The sequence below is a fragment of the Streptomyces sp. NPDC002490 genome (assembly GCF_040296045.1).
In the GTDB taxonomy this organism is placed as follows: Bacteria; Actinomycetota; Actinomycetes; order Streptomycetales; family Streptomycetaceae; genus Streptomyces.
In genome coordinates this window covers 66037-85675 of sequence record NZ_JBEOWM010000031.1, presented here as the reverse complement: position 1 = coordinate 85675, position 19639 = coordinate 66037, and the positions used below count along the sequence as shown (strand labels likewise).

At 73.5% G+C, this 19639-nt stretch carries 15 protein-coding genes; 8 read left to right on the top strand and 7 right to left on the bottom strand.

The genetic code is table 11. The features are described 5' to 3' along the window. Positions 1–77 precede the first annotated feature (77 nt). The 5 genes from ABT092_RS20475 to ABT092_RS20455 all read right to left on the bottom strand — a co-directional run bounded on the left by ABT092_RS20475 (position 78) and on the right by ABT092_RS20455 (position 6060). A complete protein-coding gene (locus ABT092_RS20475; protein ID WP_351245808.1) occupies positions 78–1370 on the bottom strand; it encodes an MFS transporter in 1293 nt (430 codons plus the stop codon). After that, positions 1367–2470, bottom strand: a complete 1104-nt coding sequence (locus tag ABT092_RS20470) for a PLP-dependent cysteine synthase family protein (protein WP_351245806.1) — start codon at positions 2468–2470, stop codon at positions 1367–1369. The genes ABT092_RS20475 and ABT092_RS20470 overlap by 4 nt, the downstream gene beginning before the upstream one ends. 117 nt (positions 2471–2587) lie before the next feature. Beyond that, the gene (locus tag ABT092_RS20465) at positions 2588–2977 is read right to left on the bottom strand and encodes a hypothetical protein (RefSeq protein ID WP_351245804.1); all 390 of its coding nucleotides are present in this window, start codon (positions 2975–2977) and stop codon (positions 2588–2590) included. 129 nt (positions 2978–3106) lie between these two features. Beyond that, on the bottom strand, positions 3107–3529 hold the full coding sequence (locus ABT092_RS20460) for a hypothetical protein (protein ID WP_351245802.1): 423 nt from the start codon (positions 3527–3529) through the stop codon (positions 3107–3109). 140 nt (positions 3530–3669) lie between these two features. Further along, entirely contained in the window at positions 3670–6060 is a 2391-nt protein-coding gene (locus ABT092_RS20455; protein ID WP_351245816.1) for a polysaccharide lyase 8 family protein, read from the bottom strand. Positions 6061–6533: 473 nt separating this feature from the next. Between ABT092_RS20455 and ABT092_RS20450 the strand changes: the two genes are divergently transcribed. The 8 genes from ABT092_RS20450 to ABT092_RS20415 all read left to right on the top strand — a co-directional run bounded on the left by ABT092_RS20450 (position 6534) and on the right by ABT092_RS20415 (position 17450). Then, the gene (locus tag ABT092_RS20450) at positions 6534–7625 is read left to right on the top strand and encodes a substrate-binding domain-containing protein (protein ID WP_351245800.1); all 1092 of its coding nucleotides are present in this window, start codon (positions 6534–6536) and stop codon (positions 7623–7625) included. A gap of 114 nt (positions 7626–7739) precedes the next feature. Further along, positions 7740–9506, top strand: coding sequence for a glycoside hydrolase family 35 protein (locus ABT092_RS20445; protein WP_351245798.1), 1767 nt, complete (start codon positions 7740–7742; stop codon positions 9504–9506). A gap of 277 nt (positions 9507–9783) precedes the next feature. Further along, complete coding sequence (locus tag ABT092_RS20440; RefSeq protein WP_351245796.1) at positions 9784–11100, top strand: ABC transporter substrate-binding protein; 1317 nt, start codon at positions 9784–9786, stop codon at positions 11098–11100. Further along, a complete protein-coding gene (locus ABT092_RS20435) occupies positions 11097–12101 on the top strand; it encodes a carbohydrate ABC transporter permease (RefSeq protein ID WP_502968468.1) in 1005 nt (334 codons plus the stop codon). The genes ABT092_RS20440 and ABT092_RS20435 overlap by 4 nt, the downstream gene beginning before the upstream one ends. Before the next feature lie 2 nt (positions 12102–12103). Then, positions 12104–13033, top strand: a complete 930-nt coding sequence (locus ABT092_RS20430; RefSeq protein WP_445398879.1) for a carbohydrate ABC transporter permease — start codon at positions 12104–12106, stop codon at positions 13031–13033. Continuing rightward, positions 13030–14058 carry a hydroxyacid dehydrogenase gene (locus ABT092_RS20425; protein WP_351245792.1) on the top strand — a complete coding sequence of 343 codons (1029 nt, stop codon included), beginning with the start codon at positions 13030–13032 and terminating at the stop codon, positions 14056–14058. Before ABT092_RS20430 ends, ABT092_RS20425 begins: the two co-directional genes overlap by 4 nt. 55 nt (positions 14059–14113) lie before the next feature. Continuing rightward, a complete protein-coding gene (locus tag ABT092_RS20420; protein WP_351245790.1) occupies positions 14114–15718 on the top strand; it encodes a beta-N-acetylhexosaminidase in 1605 nt (534 codons plus the stop codon). Positions 15719–15884: 166 nt separating this feature from the next. Next, a complete protein-coding gene (locus ABT092_RS20415; RefSeq protein WP_351245788.1) occupies positions 15885–17450 on the top strand; it encodes an FAD-dependent monooxygenase in 1566 nt (521 codons plus the stop codon). 92 nt (positions 17451–17542) lie between these two features. Here the strand turns inward: ABT092_RS20415 and ABT092_RS20410 are convergent, their stop codons facing one another. Both ABT092_RS20410 and ABT092_RS20405 read right to left on the bottom strand, forming a co-directional pair. Continuing rightward, complete coding sequence (locus ABT092_RS20410) at positions 17543–18505, bottom strand: D-2-hydroxyacid dehydrogenase family protein (protein WP_351245786.1); 963 nt, start codon at positions 18503–18505, stop codon at positions 17543–17545. A 90-nt stretch (positions 18506–18595) separates the two neighbouring features. Next, the gene (locus tag ABT092_RS20405) at positions 18596–19609 is read right to left on the bottom strand and encodes an ArsR/SmtB family transcription factor (RefSeq protein WP_351245784.1); all 1014 of its coding nucleotides are present in this window, start codon (positions 19607–19609) and stop codon (positions 18596–18598) included. Between the last annotated feature and the right edge of the window lie 30 nt (positions 19610–19639).

The window sequence follows — 19639 nt, the reverse complement described above, 5'->3', positions numbered from 1 at the left end:
CTCTGGTCTTCGTGGTGCTCCTGTGGGCGGGGGGGCCGCGGGGGGGGCGGGGCCCCCCCCCCCCCCCCACCACCGGCTCAGACGGTCACCGGGTGCACGGGCGCCAGGTGGCCCGCGCGGTGCAGCGCCCGCACCGCCAGACAACTGCCGAGGCCGAGCAGGCACAGCGCCGCCCAGGGCAGGGCCGGGGCGCCGGCGGACCGGGCCGCGTCGAGCGCCGCTCCGGTCAGCAGGTTCCCCAGGGTGATGCCGAGCCCGCAGACCGTCTGGTAGAGGCCGTAGTGCGTGGCCACCCAGCGGTCACCCGAGAGCCGGACGACGATGTCCATCTCGAACGGGTAGGCGATCATCGTGCCGACGGCGAGCAGCAGCGCCGCCAGGAGCGGCGGCAGCACGGCGAGCGCCCAGCGCGCCGCTCCCGCCGCCGGCACCGGGAGCGCCGTCGCCACCAGCAGGGGGACGAAGGCGACCCCCATCACCCCGAGGCCCGCGGCCACGGCCGTACCGGGTTCCCAGCGGGCCCGGCACCAGGCCGTCACCCGGGACTGCCCGAGGATGGTGCTCAGTCCGGAGACCGCGAACAGCAACGCGACCGCGGCGGTGGCCCCCTGGCCCTCGCCGCCGAGCCTGCGGACCTCCAGGGGCAGGGCCAGGTACACCTGGAAGGTCAGCACGTACGAGCCGGTCATGGCGAGGGCGAAGAGCAGGAACGACCGGTGGGCGAGGATGCTCCGCCACTGGCGCAGCACTCCCCCCTCGGCGCGTCCGCCCGGCTCGGGTGCGGCGCCGGGACGGGCCGGCAGGGCCTTGATCTGGACGGCGGAGAGCACCGCGAACAGTCCCGCCGCCACCAGGCAGGTCACGGTGAAGTCGACCCCCGTGAGCAGCATGCCGACCAGCGGGCCGAGCAGGATGCCCGCCTGGTAGAAGACGTTGAAGAGCGCGAACGCCTCCACCCTGCGCTCCCCCGCGTCCGCCGCGAGGTAGGCGCGCACCGCCGGGTTGAACAGGGCGCCCGCGAGGCCGGTCGCCGCGGAGGCGGCGATCAGCGCGGGCACCGAGTCGACCAGGCCGAGTGCGGCGAACGCGACGGTGCGCAGGGCGCACCCGGTGACGATCATCGGCTTGTGGCCGAGGCGGTCGGCGAGGGTGCCGCCGATCAGGAACATGCCCTGTTGGCTGAAGTTGCGCACGCCGAGGACGAGTCCGACCAGCCAGCCGGCGAGGCCCAGGGTGCCGGACAGGTGCGCCGCGAGGTACGGCATCAGCATGTAGAAGCCGAGGTTGATGGTGAACTGGTTGACCAGCAGGAGTTTCACCCCGCGCGGATGGCTGCGCAGTTGGGCGAGGGTGCCGGTGGCGGCGCTCACCGCGGTCCCGCTTCCGGGGCGGTCGGTGCCGGGGCGAGCGGGTCGGACACCTCGGTGCACCGGGTCCAGCGCAGGACCTCCTTCTCCGTCGGGTGCCCCACGGTTTCGGGTGCCGGCGGCGGGGGGCCGTCGAGGAGCCCGTGGCGGGCGCAGTACTCGTCGTCGTACACCGTCGACAGGTACCGCTGGGGGCCGTCCGGGAAGATCGCGGCGATCCGGGTCGGTACCGGTGTGGTGCGCGCCAGCCAGCCGGCGACCAGGGCGACCGCGCCGACGCTCCATCCGCCGGTGGCGTAGTGGGAGGCGGCGAGGGTGCGGCAGGTCCACACGGCTTCGGCGGGGGCCACCCAGTGGACCTCGGAGAAGTTGTCGTAGGCCACGTTGCGCGGGTGGATGCTGGAGCCCAGGCCGCGCATCAGCCGGGGGCGGGCGGGCTGGCCGAAGATGGTCGAGCCGATGGTGTCGACGCCGACGATCCGCAGTTCGGGGTAGAGCTGGCGCAGCACCCGTCCCACGCCGGCCGAGTGGCCTCCGGTGCCGACGCTGCACACCAGGACGTCCAGGTGGCCGAGTTGGGAGGCCAGTTCCAGGGCAAGGGGGGTGTAGGCGGTGGTGTTGTCCGGGTTGTTGTACTGGTCGGGGCACCAAGACCCGGGCTCTTCGGCGAGCAGTTCGGCGACCCGGTCGCGGCGCGCCTGCTGCCAACCGCCCACCGGGTGGGGTTCGGTGACGATGTCGACGCGGGCGCCGTACACCCCGAGCAGGCGGGTCATGGAGGGTTCGAGGCCGGGGTCGGTGACCAGGGTGACGGGGTGTCCGTGCACCATGCCGGCGAGGGCCAGTCCGAGTCCGAGGGTGCCACTGGTCGACTCGACGATCCGGCCGCCGGGGCGCAGCTCGCCGCGGGCGCGGGCGCGTTCGACCATGTAGAGCGCGGGCCGGTCCTTGATCCCGCCGGGGTTGAACCCCTCCAGCTTGGCCCAGAAGCCCCGTCCTTCGGGGGCCAGCGGGGCGGAGATCCGCAGCAGCGGGGTGTTCCCCACCAGCGAGGGCAGGGCGGAGCCGCTCGGTGCGGTGGTGGTGTCGCGTAGGGACTGCATGTCGTTCGCTTTCCTTCGACGGTGCACGGGTGCGCTCATCTCGCGCCGGACGAACGGGCGGAGTTCGGCCCGTGGGTCGGTGCGCGGCGGCCGGGGTCCGGCCGCGGGGAAAGCGGTCTAGATCCGCCACCGCGAGGTGCGGACGAGTGCGGCCCTCCCGGTTCTTCGATCGGGTGCGGACCGGGCGACGGTGTGGACGCGGGCCGGCGAGGAGTGGGGGGTCGCGAGGACGACGGCGTACGTCAACGGGCCGCCGGGCGGGGCGGGTTCGACGGTGTTGGAGGGCAGGCGCGGCGTCTGGTCGGTGCCGCACTCCTCCCCTTCGTGGTGCCCTCCCGGGTGGTGCCCCCCGTTCGCGGGGGCCGTCGCCAGCGGTCCGGCGCCGTGGTGCTCGTCGACGGGGACGTGGGCGAGGACGCAGAGCGTCAGGGCGAGGAGGAGGACGGAGGCGATGCGGGTGAGGAGGTCGCCGGGGTGACGGGGCGAGGGCGTACGGGGGTGGGGCAACGGGGTCTCCGTGCGCCGGGCGACGGCTGCGGGGCGTGGGGCCGCGCGGAGGGGCGCCGCCGGGCGCGGGTGGTGGGGGGCGGACGACCGTGGGCTGCGCGGCGGAACGCCGGGACAGCCGTGCGGGGCCTACACCCGGTGGATGACCGAGGTGCCGTGGTCCGCGGTGCGGCGCGGGCCGGGTGTCGCGGCGGTGTTCCGTCCGGGCGGGAGCGGCGCGTCGGAGGCGGCGACCGGGTCGACGCTCGGCGCCGCGTCGGGCGCGGCGGCTGCGGTGCTCGACGGGAGCGGGGCCGGGGCGCAGTGCTCGGCGGGGTGCACCGGATGGTGTCCGTCGCCGGGGAGTTCGGCGGTGGAGGCGCCCACCGGTGCGGCCGCGAGGGCCGTCGGGGCGCTGACGGACGCAGGGGCCGGGTGGTGCCCGGGGGTGTCGGCGTGCACGCCGTGGCTGAGCAGCACGCCCCACAACAGCACGATGACCACCGGCAGTCGGTGCAGCACGCGGAGGGGCACGACCGCCCGCACGTTGCGCAGCGGTGACCGGGTCGTCATCACGCCGTGATCGTAGCGTCCGCCCGGAGCGGTTCCGCGCCGCTCGGGCGCGGAGGGCGACAACCGGCCAGCCGATTGGCCGATGTGCGGGGGCGGTTCGGTGGGTGGTGGGGCCCGTGGTGCGGGCCCCACCGGGCGCGTCAGGCCAGGGACAGCGTGGCGGAGTGGACCGCGCCGAGGGTGCCGGGGGTGATGCGCAGTCGGGCTTCGGCACCGGTGCCGAGGACCTGCACCGAGGGGTCCTTGGCGGTGACCGCGGCGACCGGGCGGTGCCAGGTCAGGTCGATCGGCGCGCCGTCGCGCAGCGGACCGCTGACCCGTACGGCGGCGGTGGTGCCGGTGACCCGGATCAGCACGGAGGCGGGTGCGCTCGCGGTGACGCCGCCCGCGGTGCCCGCGAACCAGAAGTTGATGCCGGTGAAGCCGAGCGAGGGGACCCGGGCGCCCTGGATCTCGTCGGAGTTGGCGAGGACCTCCAGCCAGCCGGTGTCGGCGGCGCGGGCGGCGGTCTGGGCGCTGCTGGCGCCGGGCATCAGCAGATAGCTGTAGGTGGCCCAGGTGGGGTCGGTGCCGTGGTCGAACCAGAGGGTGAGGTAGCGGCGGCTGACCGGGTCGGTGGTGCCGCCGGTGTTGATGTGGGACCAGGCTCCGGTCCGGGTCTCGCGCAGGGCCTTCAGCGGTGGGCCGCCGGGGAAGACGTAGCCGCCGTGGCCCGCGAGGTGGGCCCAGCGGGCGGCGGGGAAGGCCGCGCTCCAGCCCTGGGTGGCGGGTTGGGCGGTGCCGTCGACGGTCAGGACGTGGGTGCCGGTCGCGCCGAGGTTGCGGTTGTCGACGACGGACTCCACGGGGGTTCCGTCCCGGCCGTGGATGCCCGCGCCGAGGCACACCACCGCGTCGTCGAGGAAGAACCAGGACTTCTTGGCCTTGAGGGTGGAGGACAGGCCCTTCAGGTACTGGCCCACGGCGCCGTAGGTGCCGTCGGTGGCGCCGCCCACCCAGCGGACGTCGGGGCGGGCCGCGCCCCAGGCACCGCCCGCACCGTCGGCGAGCCGCTTGGTGGAGGCCGTCGTGCCGGGCAGTCGGTAGGGGTCCACGGTGGGCCAGAAGCTGTCGCTGTACTGGCCGTTGGCGAAGTCGCTGCCCCACCAGTACAGCATCCCCGAACCGCTGTGCCAGCCGCGGAGGTGCTCGCCGTTGCCGTTCTCGTAGTAGGTGATGCGGTTCGAGGCCATGGACACGTTCGCGGCCCAGCCGGGGCGGCGGTGGACGGCCCGGTCCATGGCCGGGAACAGACGGTGTCCGCTGGGCTCGGGGGCGGCGACCGCGCTCCCGTCGTCGATCGCCTTGAGGCGGGCGAGTTGGGCGATGCCGAGGGCGGGGCTGGTGAGCAGGGGGTTGATCGTCGCGCGGGAGATCCAGCCCTTGACCATGGCGTCCCACCGGGTGCGTTCGGCCGGCGAGGCGCTCTGCGCCAGCAGCGCGATGCAGGCGATGATCGCGTGTCCGCGCAGGTGGTCGTCCTGGCGGACCGCCCGGGTGTCGGACTTCTGGAGGCCGCGGCTGACGGCCCGTCCGGAGACGCTGTCCATCGCGAGTCCGTTGTAGAGGAACGGCGCGTACGCGGTGTCCACCGAGTCCAGTACGATCTGCCGGCCGCTGTCGGTGACCTCCCACTGCGAGCCCTTCAACAGGGTGAACAGCAGGGACAGCCCGCCGAGCATGACGGAACCGTAGGAACCGGTGTAGGGGACGGTGCCGTGCTGGATGAACGACCCGTCCGCGTAGAGCCCGTCGCCGGAGGTGACGTACGGGAAGACGGGGGACAGTGCGTCGCGGGCCGTGGCGATCTTCGCGGAGTTCTTGCCGACGACGCCCCGCAGGGCGAGGACCCGGCACAGGTCGACGCGGTTGGCTCCGGTGGAGGTCCCGGTGTACGAGGCGACCACGCTGTCCGGCACGAAGTGGTCGATGGCGGCCATCCACGGGGTGATCCGACCGGGGCCGAGGTGGTCGTGCACGTGGACGCAGATGTCGAGCAGCGTCTGCGGGATGCCGATCTGCCAGTTGTACCAGTTCCCGTAGCGCGCCTGTCCGGCGTTGTACGCCTGGGCGTGCAGGTGGTCGAGGCCGGTGAGCAGGTCGGCGAGGAGTCCCGGGTCGCCGGTCAGTCCGGTGCCGGGCTGGGCGTACGCCTCGGCGAGCGCCCGCAGCCGGTGGTAGCTGACGCCGAGGTTGCCGGAGAAGGTGTAGGACTCGGCGTCGAGGTCGGGGTCCGGGTCGGCGTAGGGCAGGTCCGGCCAGAGGGATCCGGCCGCGGGGTTCATGCTGGCGCGCAGGGTGGTGGCGGTGGTCCCCAGGGCGGTGAGCTTGGCCGCGTAGGGGGCGGCGGCGGGGTCGAAGCCGGTGCCGAGGACCAGGTCGCGCCACTTCGCCCGGAGGGTGTCGTAGACGTCGCCCGCGGCGTGGGCGGGCAGGGTGCCCGCGGAGGCGAGCGGAACGGCCGCGGCGGTGGCGATGGCGAGCCGCAGCAGGGTGCGGCGGGAAGGGGTGGTGCGGCTGGACTGCGGTGCGGCGGGCGACTGGGCGGATCGGGGCGTGGCGTCGGGCACGGGCGGGCCTCCGGGCGGGGTGGCGAGCGGACGCGGGGGCACGTCCGACGGGCGGCGAGCAGTCACGGCGGGGAGAGGGGCGGGCGATCGGCGGAACCCCACAGGGGCCGGTCGACCCGGGCTGCTGGATGGCGAACGAGAACCAACGCTCAAGAGTGAGCGATTTCTAACACGCCCGCTCAAGAAGCAGCAATAACCCGCACACGCCTCCAAGAAATTGATTGTTCGAACACAATCGTTCACAAACGATCGACCAGCCGTTAGGCTTCGGCCCAGCCGGGGAGGACTGGTCGTCCGGATGGGACGGAGCGGCCGGGGGACGCCACCGCAGGTGGCGGACCCCGCACCGCCCACGACAACGACGTCCGGCAAAGGGCGAGAGGGAGATCCATCACGTGCACGCCGAAGAACGGCACCAGGCGATCCTGCTCCGACTGCGGGAGCGCGGCTCGCTGCGGGTCACGGAGTTCGCCGAGGAGTTGGGGGTCTCCGCCATCACCGTCCGCCGGGACGTGGAGTCCCTCGCCGAACGCGGACTGTTGGAACGGGTGCACGGCGGCGCGGTGCCCCGCCAGGCGCCCCGCGGGCCCGCCGGCGGCCCCCGCCCGGTGCCGGCCGGGGCGCCCCGGCCACCCGCCGGGGCGGGCGCCCGGCTCACCTTCGGGCTCATCGTGCCGGCCGCCGACTACTACTACCCCGACGTCATCAAGGGCGCCCGGGCCGCCGCCGCGGCCCGGGGCGTCCGCCTCGTGCTCGGCATCTCGCAGTACAGTCCGACCGAGGAGCAGGCGCAGGCCCGGCAGTTGCTCGCGGACGGGGTCGACGGACTGCTGATCACCCCGTGCGGACCGGTCGCCGAGCAGGGCTGGCTGGCCGAGCTCCCGGTGCCCCACCTCCTGGTGGAGCGCCGGCCGGCGCCCGGGCTGGCCCGCGCCGAGAGCGTGGTCACCGACCACGCCGCGGGCGCGCTCGCGGCGGTGCGCCACCTCGTCGACCGGGGGCGCCGGCGCATCGGTCTGCTGTTGCGCGAGGACAGCCCCCACACGCCCCTGGTGGAGGAGGGCTACCTCGGCGGACTCGCCGCGGCCGGCCTCGCCGCCGACGAGGTCCTGCGGCTGCGGTTGTCCCCGCCGGGGACCGACCAGGACGGCCGGGCCCGAGCCATCGAACGGTTCGCCGACGCCGTGGCGGCGGGCGAACTCGACGGTGCCCTGGTCCACAACGACCACGACGCGATCGTGCTGCTCCAACGGCTCCGCGCCCGCGGCCTGAGCGTGCCGCAGGACCTCGCGATCGTCGCCTACGACGACGAGGTGGCCGCCCTCGCCGACATCCCGCTCACCGCCGTGGCACCGCCCAAGCACGCGGTCGGCGCCAGCGCGGTCGGGCTGCTCGCCGACCGGCTCGCCGATCCCGACCGGCCGGGCCACCGGCTGGCCATCCTGCCGGAGCTGCGGGTCCGCGACTCCAGCGACGCCGCGCACTAGCGCCCCTTCCCGCCCCCGGTCAGGGGGTCGGGCGCAGCCGGCACCCGCCGCCGCGCCCGGCCCCCCGGTCGGCCCGTCCCGTCCCGCATCCCACCCCCTCCCCCGGAGGCCCCGATGTTCCACGTGTCACCCGAAGGGTTCTCCCTCGACGGCAGACCGGTGCGTCTGCTCTCGGGCGCCCTGCACTACTTCCGTTCCCTGCCCGAGCAGTGGCCCCACCGGCTGGGGCAGTTGCGCGCGATGGGCCTCAACTGCGTCGAGACCTACGTGCCGTGGAACCTCCACGAACCGCGCCCCGGCACCTACGACTTCACCGGCATGGCCGACCTGGAGCGGTTCCTCACCGCCACCCGCGAGGCGGGGCTGCACGCCATCGTGCGCCCCTCCCCGTACATCTGCGCCGAGTGGGAGAACGGCGGACTGCCCTGGTGGCTGCTGGCCGACCCCGAGGTGCGGGCACTGCGCTGCCAGGACCCCGGCTACCTGGCCCGGGTGGAGCGGTGGTTCGACGTGCTGCTCCCCCGGCTCGTGCCGCACCAGGTGACCCACGGCGGCAACGTCCTGATGATGCAGATCGAGAACGAGTACGGCTCGTACGGCACCGACGCCGGCTACCTGCGTCACCTGGCGGAGCTGATGCGCGCCCGGGGCGTGGACGTGCCGTTGTTCACCTCGGACGGCCCCGAGGACTTCTTCCTCACCGGCGGCTCGGTCCCCGGACACCTCGCCACGGTCAACTTCGGCAGTCGGGCCGGCGAGGCGTTCGAGCGCCTCGCCGCCCTGCGCCCGGACGATCCGCCGATGTGCATGGAGTTCTGGTGCGGCTGGTTCGACCACTGGGGCGACGACCACGTGGTGCGCGACCCCGCGGACGCCGCGGACGCGCTCGACGAGATCCTCACCGCCGGCGGTCAGGTCAACCTGTACATGGCGCACGGCGGCACCAACTTCGCCACCTGGGCGGGCGCCAACACCAAGGACCCGGTCACCGGCGAGCGCTACGCCCCGACCGTGACCTCCTACGACTACGACGCACCGGTCGACGAACGCGGCGGGGTCACCGAGAAGTTCCACGCCTTCCGAGCGGTGCTCGCCCGGCACGCGGACGCGACGCCGCCCGAGCCGCTGCCGCTGCCCCCGCTGCTGCCGGCGGGTCGGGTCGACCTCACCGAGTCGGTGCGGCTCTTCGACGTGCTCGACCGGCTGTCCCCGGCGCCGCCGGTGCACGGCGCGGAGCCCCCCTCGTTCGAGGAACTCGGCATCGCGCACGGTCTGGTGCTGTACGAGACGACCGTGCCCGGCCCCCGGGGCCCCTATCCGCTCTCCGTGCAGGGGCTCGCCGACCGGGCGCACGTGTACCTGGACGGCCGTCCGGTGGGCGTGCTGGAGCGGGACGGCGAGCAGCAGGTGCCGGACGTGGCGGTGGCGGGCGCCGCGGCCCGGGTGTCCTTGCTCGTGGAGTCCATGGGGCGCGTCAACTACGGCACGGGCCTCGGGGACCGCAAGGGCGTGCGGCGGGTGTTGCACACCCAGCAGTCGCTGCACGGTTGGCGGGCCCGGCCGGTGGAGCTCGGGCACGGCACGCCCGAGGGCCTGCCCTGGGGGACGGGGGGCGAGGGCCCGGGGCCCGTCTTCCACCGGGGGCACCTGGAGGCGGCCGGGCCCGCGGACGGCTACCTCGCCCTGCCCGGCTGGGGCAAGGGCTACGTCTGGGTGAACGGCTTCTGCCTGGGCCGCTACTGGGAGCGCGGGCCGCAGCGGACCCTGTACGTTCCCTGGCCGCTGCTGCGGGCCGGGCGCAACGAGATCGTGGTGCTGGAGTTGGACGCGGCGCCGGAACGACCTGCCGTGGAGCTGCGGGACAGCGCTGACCTGGGCTGACACCGTGTCGGGCGACGGGGGTGCAGCGCCGCACCCCCGTATGCGGACACATCGGTTCTGAATGGTCGTCATCTGATCGAAACCGTTCCGAGATGATCGTTCGTTCATTCACTCTTGACCCTGATCGTTTTTGGTCGAAAGATGTTCGCCAACTCGCCGACATCTTTCCGGCCGTTGCTCCCTCCTCGGCCTCGGCCTTCCGTTCGCACGGCCTCTCGGCCTTCGTGCGAGGTCTCCCCCGCTTCCCTCCCTTCCGTCCTCTTCAAGGAGTCGCGCAATGAAGCCCACCTCCACCAGATCCACCCTGGTCCGCATCGCCGCCGTGGTGTCCCTGGCCCTCGCCGCCACGGCCTGCGGCAGCGAGGACAAGGACTCCTCCGACTCCGCGGGCAGCTCCGACGAGCCGGTCACCATCAGCTACTGGTCCTGGATGCCGGGCACCAAGGAGACCGCCGAGGCGTTCAACAAGGCGCAGAAGAAGGTCCGCGTCCAGTTCTCGGAGGTCCCGGCGGGGCTGGCGGGCGGTTACGACAAGCTGGCCAAGGGCGTGAAGGCGGGCAACGCGCCCGACGTCATGAACGTGGAGTACCAGGCGCTGCCCGACCTCGTCACCCAGGGGCTGATCGCCGACTCCTCGGACCTGCTCGGCGACACGGTGAAGAAGTCGCCGCAGCAGGTGCAGGACCTGGTCACGCTCGGCGGCAAGCAGTGGGCGGCCCCCTTCGACGTGGCCCCGCAGATGATGTACTACCGCAAGGACCTCTTCGAGAAGCACAAGATCGAGGTCCCGAAGACCTGGGACGCGTACGCGGAGGCCGCCGAGAAGATCAAGAAGGCCGACCCCAAGGCCCGCATCACCGCCTTCTGGAGCGACGACACCGCCACCTGGGCCGCGCTCGCCCAGCAGGCGGGCGCCACCTGGTACACCGCCGAGGGCGACGCCTGGAAGGTCGACATCAACGACGCGGCCACCAACAAGGTCGCCGACTTCTGGGGCGAGATGGTCAAGGACGACCTGGTCTTCAACCACAAGGCGTGGAGCCCCGAGTCCACCAAGGCCACCGCCGACCACCGCGTCTACACCCGCATCAGCGCCTCCTGGGGCGCCGGGGCGCTGAAGACCGAGCAGCCCGACCAGTCCGGCAAGTGGGCCGCGGTCGCCCTGCCCGGCTGGGGCGACGGCAAGACCGGCATGGTGGGCGGCTCCTCCTTCGCCGTGGTCAAGGACAGCAAGAAGGCCGCCGCCGCGGCCGAGTTCATCACCTGGGCCACCACCTCCGACGAGGCCGTCAAGGCCCGCCTCGCGGCCGGCACCTCCTCGGCGCTCCCCGCCGACGAGAAGCTGCGCACGGTGGCCAAGGAGTCCTTCGACACCGCCTACTTCGGCGGCCAGGACGTCTACGCCGCCGCCTCCGAGCAGGTCCCGAACATCAACGGCGGCTGGGTGTGGAGCCCCGTCCACAACGCCACCTCGGTGGAGCTGACCGCCGCCCTCGGCAAGGCCACCGACGGGGACTTCTCCGCGGCCCTCGCCAAGGGCCAGGCCACCGCCGAGAAGCTCATCAAGGACCGCGGGCTCAAGCTCGCCGAATGAGCCCCCGGGGTGGGCGCCCCGCACCGGGCGCCCACCCCCGCGCATCCCCCTCGCCCACGCCACCCACCAAGGAGCCCCCGGTGTCCCCACGGCTCTCCGGCGCCGCGTCCACCGCCACCCGTCGCGGACAACGCGTCGCGGCGACCCTGCTGATCGGCCCGTTCCTCCTGCTGTTCGTCCTCACCCTGATCGTCCCGATCGGCTACGCGGCCTATCTGAGCCTGTTCCGCGAGCAGTCCTCGGGGCTCGGGTTCGGCGGCACCGAAACCCTGTTCGCAGGGCTCGGCAACTACACCCGCGCACTGACCGACCCGGGGTTCCAACAGGGCTTCGTGCACATCGCCGCCTACTGTCTGGTGTACATCCCCGTGATGATCGGCGGGGCGCTGGTGCTGGCCCTGCTGATCGACTCGGCGATGGCCCGGGCCAAGCGGTTCTTCCAGCTCGCGGCCTTCCTGCCGCACGCGGTGCCCGGCCTGATCGCCGCGATCATCTGGGTGTTCCTCTACACCCCCGGCCTGAGCCCCATCCACCAGTTCCTCGGCTGGTTCGGCGCCAACGCCGACTTCCTCGGCCCGAACGCCATCCTGTTCTCCATGGTCAACGCCGCCGCCTGGCAGTGGGTCGGCTACAACATGGTCATCTTCTACGCGGCGCTCCAGGCCATCCCCCGCGAGACCCTGGAGGCCGCGGTCGTCGACGGCGCCGGCGGACTGCGCACCGCCCTGTCGGTGAAGCTGCCGATGATCCGCTCCTCCGTGGTGCTGACCACCTTGTTCACCAGCATCGGGGCGATCCAGCTGTTCACCGAGCCGGAGACCTTCCGGCTGCACGCCCAGGGACTGTCCCCGGAGTGGTCGCCGACGATGTTCATCTACCAGGCCGCCTTCTCCAAGCACGACTTCGGACTCGCCGCCGCGGCCTCCCTGCTGCTCGCGGTGCTCGGGGTCGCCCTGTCCTTCGTCGTCACCAAGCTCGGCAACCGCTGGAAGGAGGCGTGAGCATGACCACCCTGACCCCTGCGGACGCCCCCCGCACCACCCCCGTCGCGAAGGCGCCCGCCCCGCACCCCGACGACGCCCCCCGGCGGCGGTCGCGGGCCCCGTTCGCCTCCCGGGCGGCCGTCAACTCCGTCCTGGTCATCATGGCGTTCTACACGCTCATGCCGATCCTGTGGCTGCTGTTCGCGGCGACCAAGGACAACGGCGACCTGTTCGGCAAGCCCGGCTTCCAGCTCGGCGACTTCAGCCTGTTCACCAACCTGGCCGACCTGTTCACCTACCAGGACGGCGTGTTCGGCCGCTGGCTGGCCAACAGCGCCCTGTACTCGGTGGTCGGCTCGCTGGTGTCCACGGTGCTGTGCGTCGCGGCGGGCTACGCCTTCGACAAGTACCAGTTCCTCGGCAAGGAGCGGCTGTACGGCTTCGTGCTGCTCGGGCTGCTGGTGCCCGCCACCGTGGTCTCGCTGCCGATCTACCTGCTCGCCTCCAAGGTCGACCTCGTCAACACCTACTGGGCGGTGCTCATCCCCTCGTTGGCGAACCCCTTCGGGGTCTACCTGTCGCGGGTGTTCTCCGAGGGGTACGTACCGGACGAGACCCTGGAGGCCGCCCGGATCGACGGCGCCGGCGAGATCCGCACCTTCGTGTCGATCGCGCTGCCGATGCTCAAGCCCGCCTTCATGACCGTGTTCCTCTTCTCCTTCACCGGCAGCTGGAACAGCTTCTTCCTGCCGCTGGTGATGCTCAACGACCAGGACCTCTACCCGGTCGGACTCGGCCTGTTCAACTGGAACGCCAACCTGTCGCAGTACCCGGAGCAGTACGCGCTGCTCATCACGGGTTCGCTGGTGTCCGTACTGCCCCTGGTCCTGGCCTTCCTCTGCCTCCAGCGCTACTGGCGCTCGGGCCTGACCGCCGGAGCCGTCAAGTGACCCACGCCGCCCCGTCCCCCCACCGCCCGCGGACCGTGTTCGCGATGGCGCCCGCGGTGCGCGACGCCCTGTTCGACGACGAGACCCTGGCCCTGCTCACCCGGGTCGCCGACATCGATCCCGACCTCGTCGTCTCCGACTTCCACGACCCCGCGGCGGCGCCCGCGCTCAGCCGCGCGGAAGCGCTCTTCACCGGCTGGGAGTGTCCCCCGCTGGACGCCGCCGCACTGGCGTTGATGCCCCGGCTGCGCACCGTGGTGCACGCCGCCGGTTCGGTCAAGCACCACGTCACCGACGCCTGCTGGGAGCGGGGGATCACGGTCGCCTCGGCCGCCGCGGCGAACGCCGTCCCGGTCGCCGAGTACACGGTCGCGATGATCCTGCTCGCCGGCAAGGGGGTGCTGCCCGCCGCCACCGCCTACCGCACCCGGCGGACCTGGCTCAGCCCCATCGAGACCGTCGGCCGGCGCGGCAACTACCGCAGCACCGTCGGCGTGGTGGGCGCCTCCCGCATCGGACGGCGGGTGATGGAGCTGCTGCGCCCCTACGACCTGCGGGTCCTGCTGTACGACCCGTACGTGGACGAGCAGGAGGCCGCCGCCCTCGGGGCCCGGTCGACGTCCCTGGACGAACTCGCCCGCAGCAGCCAGGTGGTGACCGTCCACGCCCCCCAGCTCCCGGAGACCCACCACCTGTTCGACCGCGACCGGCTGCGGCTGATGCCCGACGGGGCGACCCTGGTCAACACCGCCCGCGGCGCCCTGGTGGACACCGAGGCGCTGACCGCGGAGTTGCTCAGCGGCCGGCTGAGCGCCGTCCTCGACGTGACCGAACCCGAGGTGCTGCCCGCCGACTCCCCCCTGTACGCCCTGCCGAACGTCCTGCTCACCCCGCACATCGCGGGATCGCTCGGCAACGAACTGACCCGCATGGCACGGGCCGCCGTCGAGGAACTCGCCCGGTACGCGAACGGGCTGCCGTTCCTCGACCCGGTGTGCCCGGAGGCGCTGACGCGCTCGGCGTAGCCGACCCTCGCCGCCCGGCCCGGCCCCCACCGCCCACCCGATGCTGGAGTATCCGATGCTCATTCCACGCCCGGACGAACTCACCCGCGGCGAAGGCGAGTTCCTCGTCGCCCCGGACACCCCGATCGTGTCCGACCCCCCGCTGCGGCGGGCCGCCGAGTGGCTGCGCAGCGCCCTCGCCCCGTCGCTCGGGGCACTCCCCCCGACCTCGGGGAACGGCCCGGCCGTCCGCTTCCGACACGCCCCGGACCTGGCCGAGGAGGCGTACCGGCTCACCGTCACGCCCGAGGCGGTGGTGGCCGAGGCGAGCTCCCATCCCGGCGCCTTCTACGCCGCGCAGTCGCTGGTGCAGTTGCTGCCGCCCTCGGTGCACCGCAGCGCGGCGACCCCGGGCCCGCTGCGGCTGCCCGCCCTGGCCGTCACCGACCGGCCCCGCTTCGGCTGGCGCGGCACCCTGATCGACGTGGCCCGGCACTTCCTGCCCAAGCGGGAGGTCCTGCGCTACCTCGACCTGCTGGCCCTCCACAAGATCAACGTGCTGCACCTGCACCTGACCGACGATCAGGGGTGGCGCATCGAGATCAAGCGCTACCCCCTGCTGACGCAGACCGGTGGGTGGCGCGCCGGTTCCACCGTGGGCTCCTCCCGCCACGGCCGCCACGAAGACCGTCCGCACGGCGGGTTCTACACCCAGGAGGACATCCGCGAGATCGTCGCCTACGCCGCCGAACGGGCGATCACGGTCGTCCCCGAGATCGACCTCCCCGGCCACACCCAGGCCGCGATCGCCGCCTACCCGGAACTCGGCAACACCGGCGGCCCGGTCGACGTGCGCACCGCCTGGGGGCCGGGCGAGCACGTCCTCAACCCCGAGGAGTCCACGCTCGCCTTCTTCCGGAACGTCTTCGACGAGGTGCTCGACCTCTTCGACTCCCGTTACGTGTGCATCGGCGGGGACGAGTGCGTCACCGCCGAATGGCGGGAGAGCGCCCGGGTCCAGGAGCTGATGCGGGAACGGGGCCTCCCCGACGAGGACGCCCTGCAAGCCTGGTTCGTGCGGCACTTCGACGACTACCTGACGGAACGGGGGCGCAGGCTGCTGGGCTGGGACGAGATCCTGAACGGCGGCCTCGCCGAGGGCGCCACCGTGATGTCGTGGCGGGGTACCGGCGGCGCGCTGGCCGCGGCCCGCACCGGGCACGACGTGATCGCCTGCCCGCTCACCGACGTGTACTTCGACTACCGCCAGTCGGACGGTCCCGACGAGCCGATCCCGGTGGGCTGTGTGATCGACCTCGCCGACGCCTACGCCTTCGAACCGGTGCCCGAGGGACTCTCCCCCGAGGAGGCCCGGCACGTGCTCGGCGGCCAGGCGCAGTTGTGGACCGAGCCCGTCGACGGTCCGCGCGCCCTCGACTACCTCGCCTTCCCCCGGCTGGTGGCGTTCGCCGAGGCGGTCTGGACTTCGGGGCCCCGCGACTACGCCGAGTTCGAACCCCGGCTCCTCGCCCATCTGGAACGGCTGGACGCGCTCGGAGTGGAGTACCGGCCGATGGCCGGACCCCATCCCTGGCAGCAGCGGCCCGACGCCCGGGGCTGGCCGCGGTCGCGCGCCGAGATGCTGGCGGACGTGCTCGGGGGGCCGGAGCAGCACCTGTAGGCGGGCTGGAGAAGGACCTCGCTCCCCCGCGTTCCGCCGTGGAGGAGGCCCTCGGGAGGGGCCGGGAGAAGGGGCGGGGAAGATCGTCGTCCCCTTGCCCTTCTCAACGTATAGCGCACCCCGGGGCTTGCGGCAAGCCCCCGTTCGTGACGCAGAATCCTCCGCCATGACCAGGAAATCGGGGCAGGGGAACGACGAGATGCACGGGACGACGGACGTCGATGTGATCATTGCGGGGGCGGGTCCGACCGGGCTGATGCTCGCCGGGGAGTTGGGGCTGGCCGGGGTGCGGCCCCTGGTGTTGGAGCGGCAGCCGCAGCGCCGGGACACCCAGAAGGCCAACGGTCTGGGCGGGCAGGTCCTGCGGCTGCTGCGGCTCCGCGGACTGCTGGACCGGTTCGAGGCGGCCAGTACGGGGCCGCTGCATCCGGCGCCCCGGTACCCGTTCGGCGATGTGCACCTGGACTTCTCGGGGATGGCGGATCCCCCGCTCCAGGGGCTGCACCTGCCGCAGCCCCGACTGGAACGGCTGTTGGAGGAGCACGCCGAGGAGGTGGGCGCCGAGGTCCGCCGCGGCCACGAGTTGCTCGGGGTCGACCGGGAGGACGGCCGGGTGGCCGCACGGGTGAACGGCCCGGACGGACCGTACCGGGTGACCGCCCGTTACCTGGTGGGCTGCGACGGTCCGCGCAGCCGGGTCCGGGAGGAGGCCGGCATCTCCTTCCCCGGCACCACGTACCCCGAGATCAACCGGCTGGCACAGATCACCCTGCCCGACGCGGTGACCCTGCTCGACGACGGGGACCTCCAGGTGCCCGGCCTGGGCGTGCTGCACGCCGGCTTCACCCGTACCGAGCAGGGGTTGTTCGGCATCGGGTCGCTCGGCCAGGGGGTCTGGCTCGTGCTCACCACCGAGGACGAGCCCGTCGACAGGGACGACCGCACCTCGATGACGCCGGACGAGTTCCGGGACAGCGTGCGCCGGGTGCTGGGCGCGGACCTTCCCGTGCAGGAGTGGATCAGGCTGTCGCGCTACCGGCACCAGGCCCGGCAGGCCGATCGGTACCGGGACCGGCGGATCCTTTTGGCCGGCGACGCGGCGCACCTCTTCCCCGCCACCGGGGTGGGGCTCAACGCCGGGATGCTGGACGCCGCCAACCTGGCCTGGAAACTGGCCGCCCGACTGCACGGCTGGGCACCGGCCGAGCTGCTGGACACCTATCAGGAGGAGCGCCGGCTGGCCGCGGCCCGGACCATGCTGCACACCCAGGCCCAGGTGGCGCTGCGGCGGGGCACCGACCCGGCCGCCGAGGCGCTTCGCGAGGTCTTCCTGGAAGTCTTCGCCGACGAGCAGCCGCTGCGCCGGGTCGGCGCCCTCATCGCCGGCGCCGACGTCCGCTACCCGCAGCCCGGTGCCGGGGTGCACCCCCTCACCGGTGCCTTCGTCCCCGCTCTCGCTCCGCACCCCACGCCGCTCCTGGGTCCGGCCCGCCCGGTCCTGCTCGACCTCGCCGGCCGACCGGAGGTGCGTGCGGCGGCCGGGGACTGGGCGTCCCGGGTCGACGTGCGCACCGCCGAGACGGCCGACCGGCCCGCCGACGCCCTCCTGATCCGACCGGACGGCCATGTCGCCTGGGCCACGGCCGTCGACGAGCCCGCCGAGGTCGCCGTGCCCGCGTTGCGGGAGGCGCTCGGCCACTGGTTCGGAGCCCCGCCGGTCACCGAGGGCTGAACGGCCGGGCCCGTTGCCTTCGCCGGGGGTGGGCTCCTCCGCGAGGCCCGGCCCGCCCGAGGACCCGGGCGGGCCGGGCCCACGCCGCTTCCTCAGGCCAGCACCCGCACCGGGCTGCCGGCGAGGAACGCCTCGATGTCCTCGACGGCCTGGCCGAAGTACCCCTCGTAGTTGCGTCGGGTCACGTACCCCAGGTGCGGCAGGGCGAGGAGGCGGGGCGCGGTGCGCAGCGGGTCGTCCGCCGGCAGGGGTTCCGTCTCGAAGACGTCGGTGCCCGCCCCGGCGATCCACCCCTCGTGCAGGGCCCGCAGCAGCGCCTCGCGGTCGACGATCGCCGCCCGTGAGGTGTTGACCAGGTACGCGCTGTCGCGCATCCGACGCAGTTCCCGTTCGCCGATCAGCCCTCGGGTCCGCTCGCTCAGCACCAGGTGCACGGAGACGAAGTCGCTGCTCTCCAGCAGTTCCTCCTTGGAGGCCGCGAGGACGGCTCCGCCCTCGGCGGCCCGTTCCGGGGTCAGGTGCCGGCTCCACGCCGCCACCTCCATGCCGAACGCGGCTCCCACCCGCGCCACCTTGCTGCCGATCTTGCCCAGCCCCAGCAGTCCGAGGCGGCGGCCGTGCAGGTCGGCCCCCAGCGTGTGCTGCCAGGGCCCACCGGTGCGGAGCGCGGTGTTCTCGGGCACCACCTGACGGGCCAGGCCGAGGATCAGCGCCCAGGTCAGTTCGGTCGGCGGCTCCGAACTGCTGGCGGTGCCACAGACGGTGACCCCGTGCCGGGCCGCCGCGTCGAGGTCGATGGACGCGTTGCGCATCCCCGAGGTGATCAGCAGCCGGAGGTCGGGCAACCGGGCGAGGAGGCCCGCGGGGAAGGGGGTCCGTTCCCGCATGGCCACCACGATCTGACAGTGCCGCAGGGCCTCCACCAGGTCGTCCTCCTCGGTGAGGTGGGTGTGCAGGAACTCGGTCTCCACCCCGGGGGCCAGCCGCGTCCAGTCGGCCAGGGAGCGGGCCACGTCCTGGTAGTCGTCCAACACCGCACAGCGCAGCTTCGCCACGGCGAGCCCCCTCGGGAATCCGGGCCCTCCGGTGGGGCCGGTGTGCGCCGAGCGTACCCGGCGGTCTGCGGGTTCCTCCCGCCCCCGGCGCTAGCGGGGGCCGGTGCGGTCGCCGCCCCGACGGAGCACCAGGTCGCCCAGCGCGGTGCGCCGGTGCGCCACCGCCTTCCCGGTGCGCACCGTGGAGATCAGCCCGGCGGCACGGAGCACCCCCGTGTGGGCGGAGACCGCGGCGGCGCTGATGCCGAGCCGACGGGCCAGCCCGCCCGTGGTGTGTTCCTCGACCAGCCGGTCCAGCACCTCGGCCCGGGTGGTCCCGAGCAACCTCCCGAGCGTCCCCGGCCCCTTGTCCTCCGCTGTCGGGAGGAGCCCGGCACCGCACGGGTAGGTGAGCCCGACCGGTCGGTCCGCAACGTCGGACGGCAGTGCCGCGCCGGTCGCGTGGAAGCTGGGCAGGAGCAGGAGTCCGCGCCCCCGTAGCTGGACGTCGCGCGGCTCGCCCGGGAGTTCCCAGACGGTTCCCTTCAGGCGGGCGCCCGGCAGCAGCCCGGCCAGGACCGCTTCGGTGCCCTCCTCGGCCAGGTGCACGGCCCGGCGGACGAACTCGTCGTGGTGCAGGTCCTGCACCCGCTCCCACACGGGCCCGAGCAGTGCGTGGAACGCCCCGTGCTGCGCGCGTCGCACCACCGACCGGGCCGCGGGGTCCCCGCGGTGCAGGTCCCGCACCCAGGCGGGCGCGGGTCGGGGCACGGGGGCGTAGACGTGCTCCAACTCGGCGCGCAACCGCCGGGCCGGGACCTCGTACGCCTGGTCCAGGGCGGCGGGGAGGGAGTCGGCGAAGACGTCCAGGAAACCGGGCGCGCGGCCGGCCGGGACGAGGTCCACGAGGGCACGGGCGGACCGGGGCAGGGAGCGCAGCGCTCGACGGCGCCAGGCGGCGCGGCGGGGACCCCCGTCCGCGGTGACCATCGCCGTCAGCGCCGCGTTGAGCTCCTGGAGGGGCGCGGGGCGGGGCGCGAAGCGGACCCGGGCGAGGTCGGCGGGGGTGAAGTGGAGCCGGAGCATGCGTCCCTCCGTGGGGCCGGTGCGGCGGTCGGACGCCATCCTTGAACCTCTGCCCGCAATGATCGCCCC

What these genes read in the sequence shown, in the direction of transcription:
- ABT092_RS20470 (WP_351245806.1), bottom strand. Translation starts at nt 2,470, where the DNA reads ATGCAGTCCCTACGCGACACCACCACCGCACCGAGCGGCTCCGCCCTG.
- ABT092_RS20460 (WP_351245802.1), bottom strand. Translation starts at nt 3,529, where the DNA reads ATGACGACCCGGTCACCGCTGCGCAACGTGCGGGCGGTCGTGCCCCTC.
- ABT092_RS20445 (WP_351245798.1), top strand. Translation starts at nt 7,740, where the DNA reads ATGTTCCACGTGTCACCCGAAGGGTTCTCCCTCGACGGCAGACCGGTG.
- ABT092_RS20440 (WP_351245796.1), top strand. Translation starts at nt 9,784, where the DNA reads ATGAAGCCCACCTCCACCAGATCCACCCTGGTCCGCATCGCCGCCGTG.
- ABT092_RS20435 (WP_502968468.1), top strand. Translation starts at nt 11,097, where the DNA reads ATGAGCCCCCGGGGTGGGCGCCCCGCACCGGGCGCCCACCCCCGCGCA.
- ABT092_RS20430 (WP_445398879.1), top strand. Translation starts at nt 12,104, where the DNA reads ATGACCACCCTGACCCCTGCGGACGCCCCCCGCACCACCCCCGTCGCG.
- ABT092_RS20420 (WP_351245790.1), top strand. Translation starts at nt 14,114, where the DNA reads ATGCTCATTCCACGCCCGGACGAACTCACCCGCGGCGAAGGCGAGTTC.
- ABT092_RS20415 (WP_351245788.1), top strand. Translation starts at nt 15,885, where the DNA reads ATGACCAGGAAATCGGGGCAGGGGAACGACGAGATGCACGGGACGACG.
- ABT092_RS20405 (WP_351245784.1), bottom strand. Translation starts at nt 19,609, where the DNA reads ATGGCGTCCGACCGCCGCACCGGCCCCACGGAGGGACGCATGCTCCGG.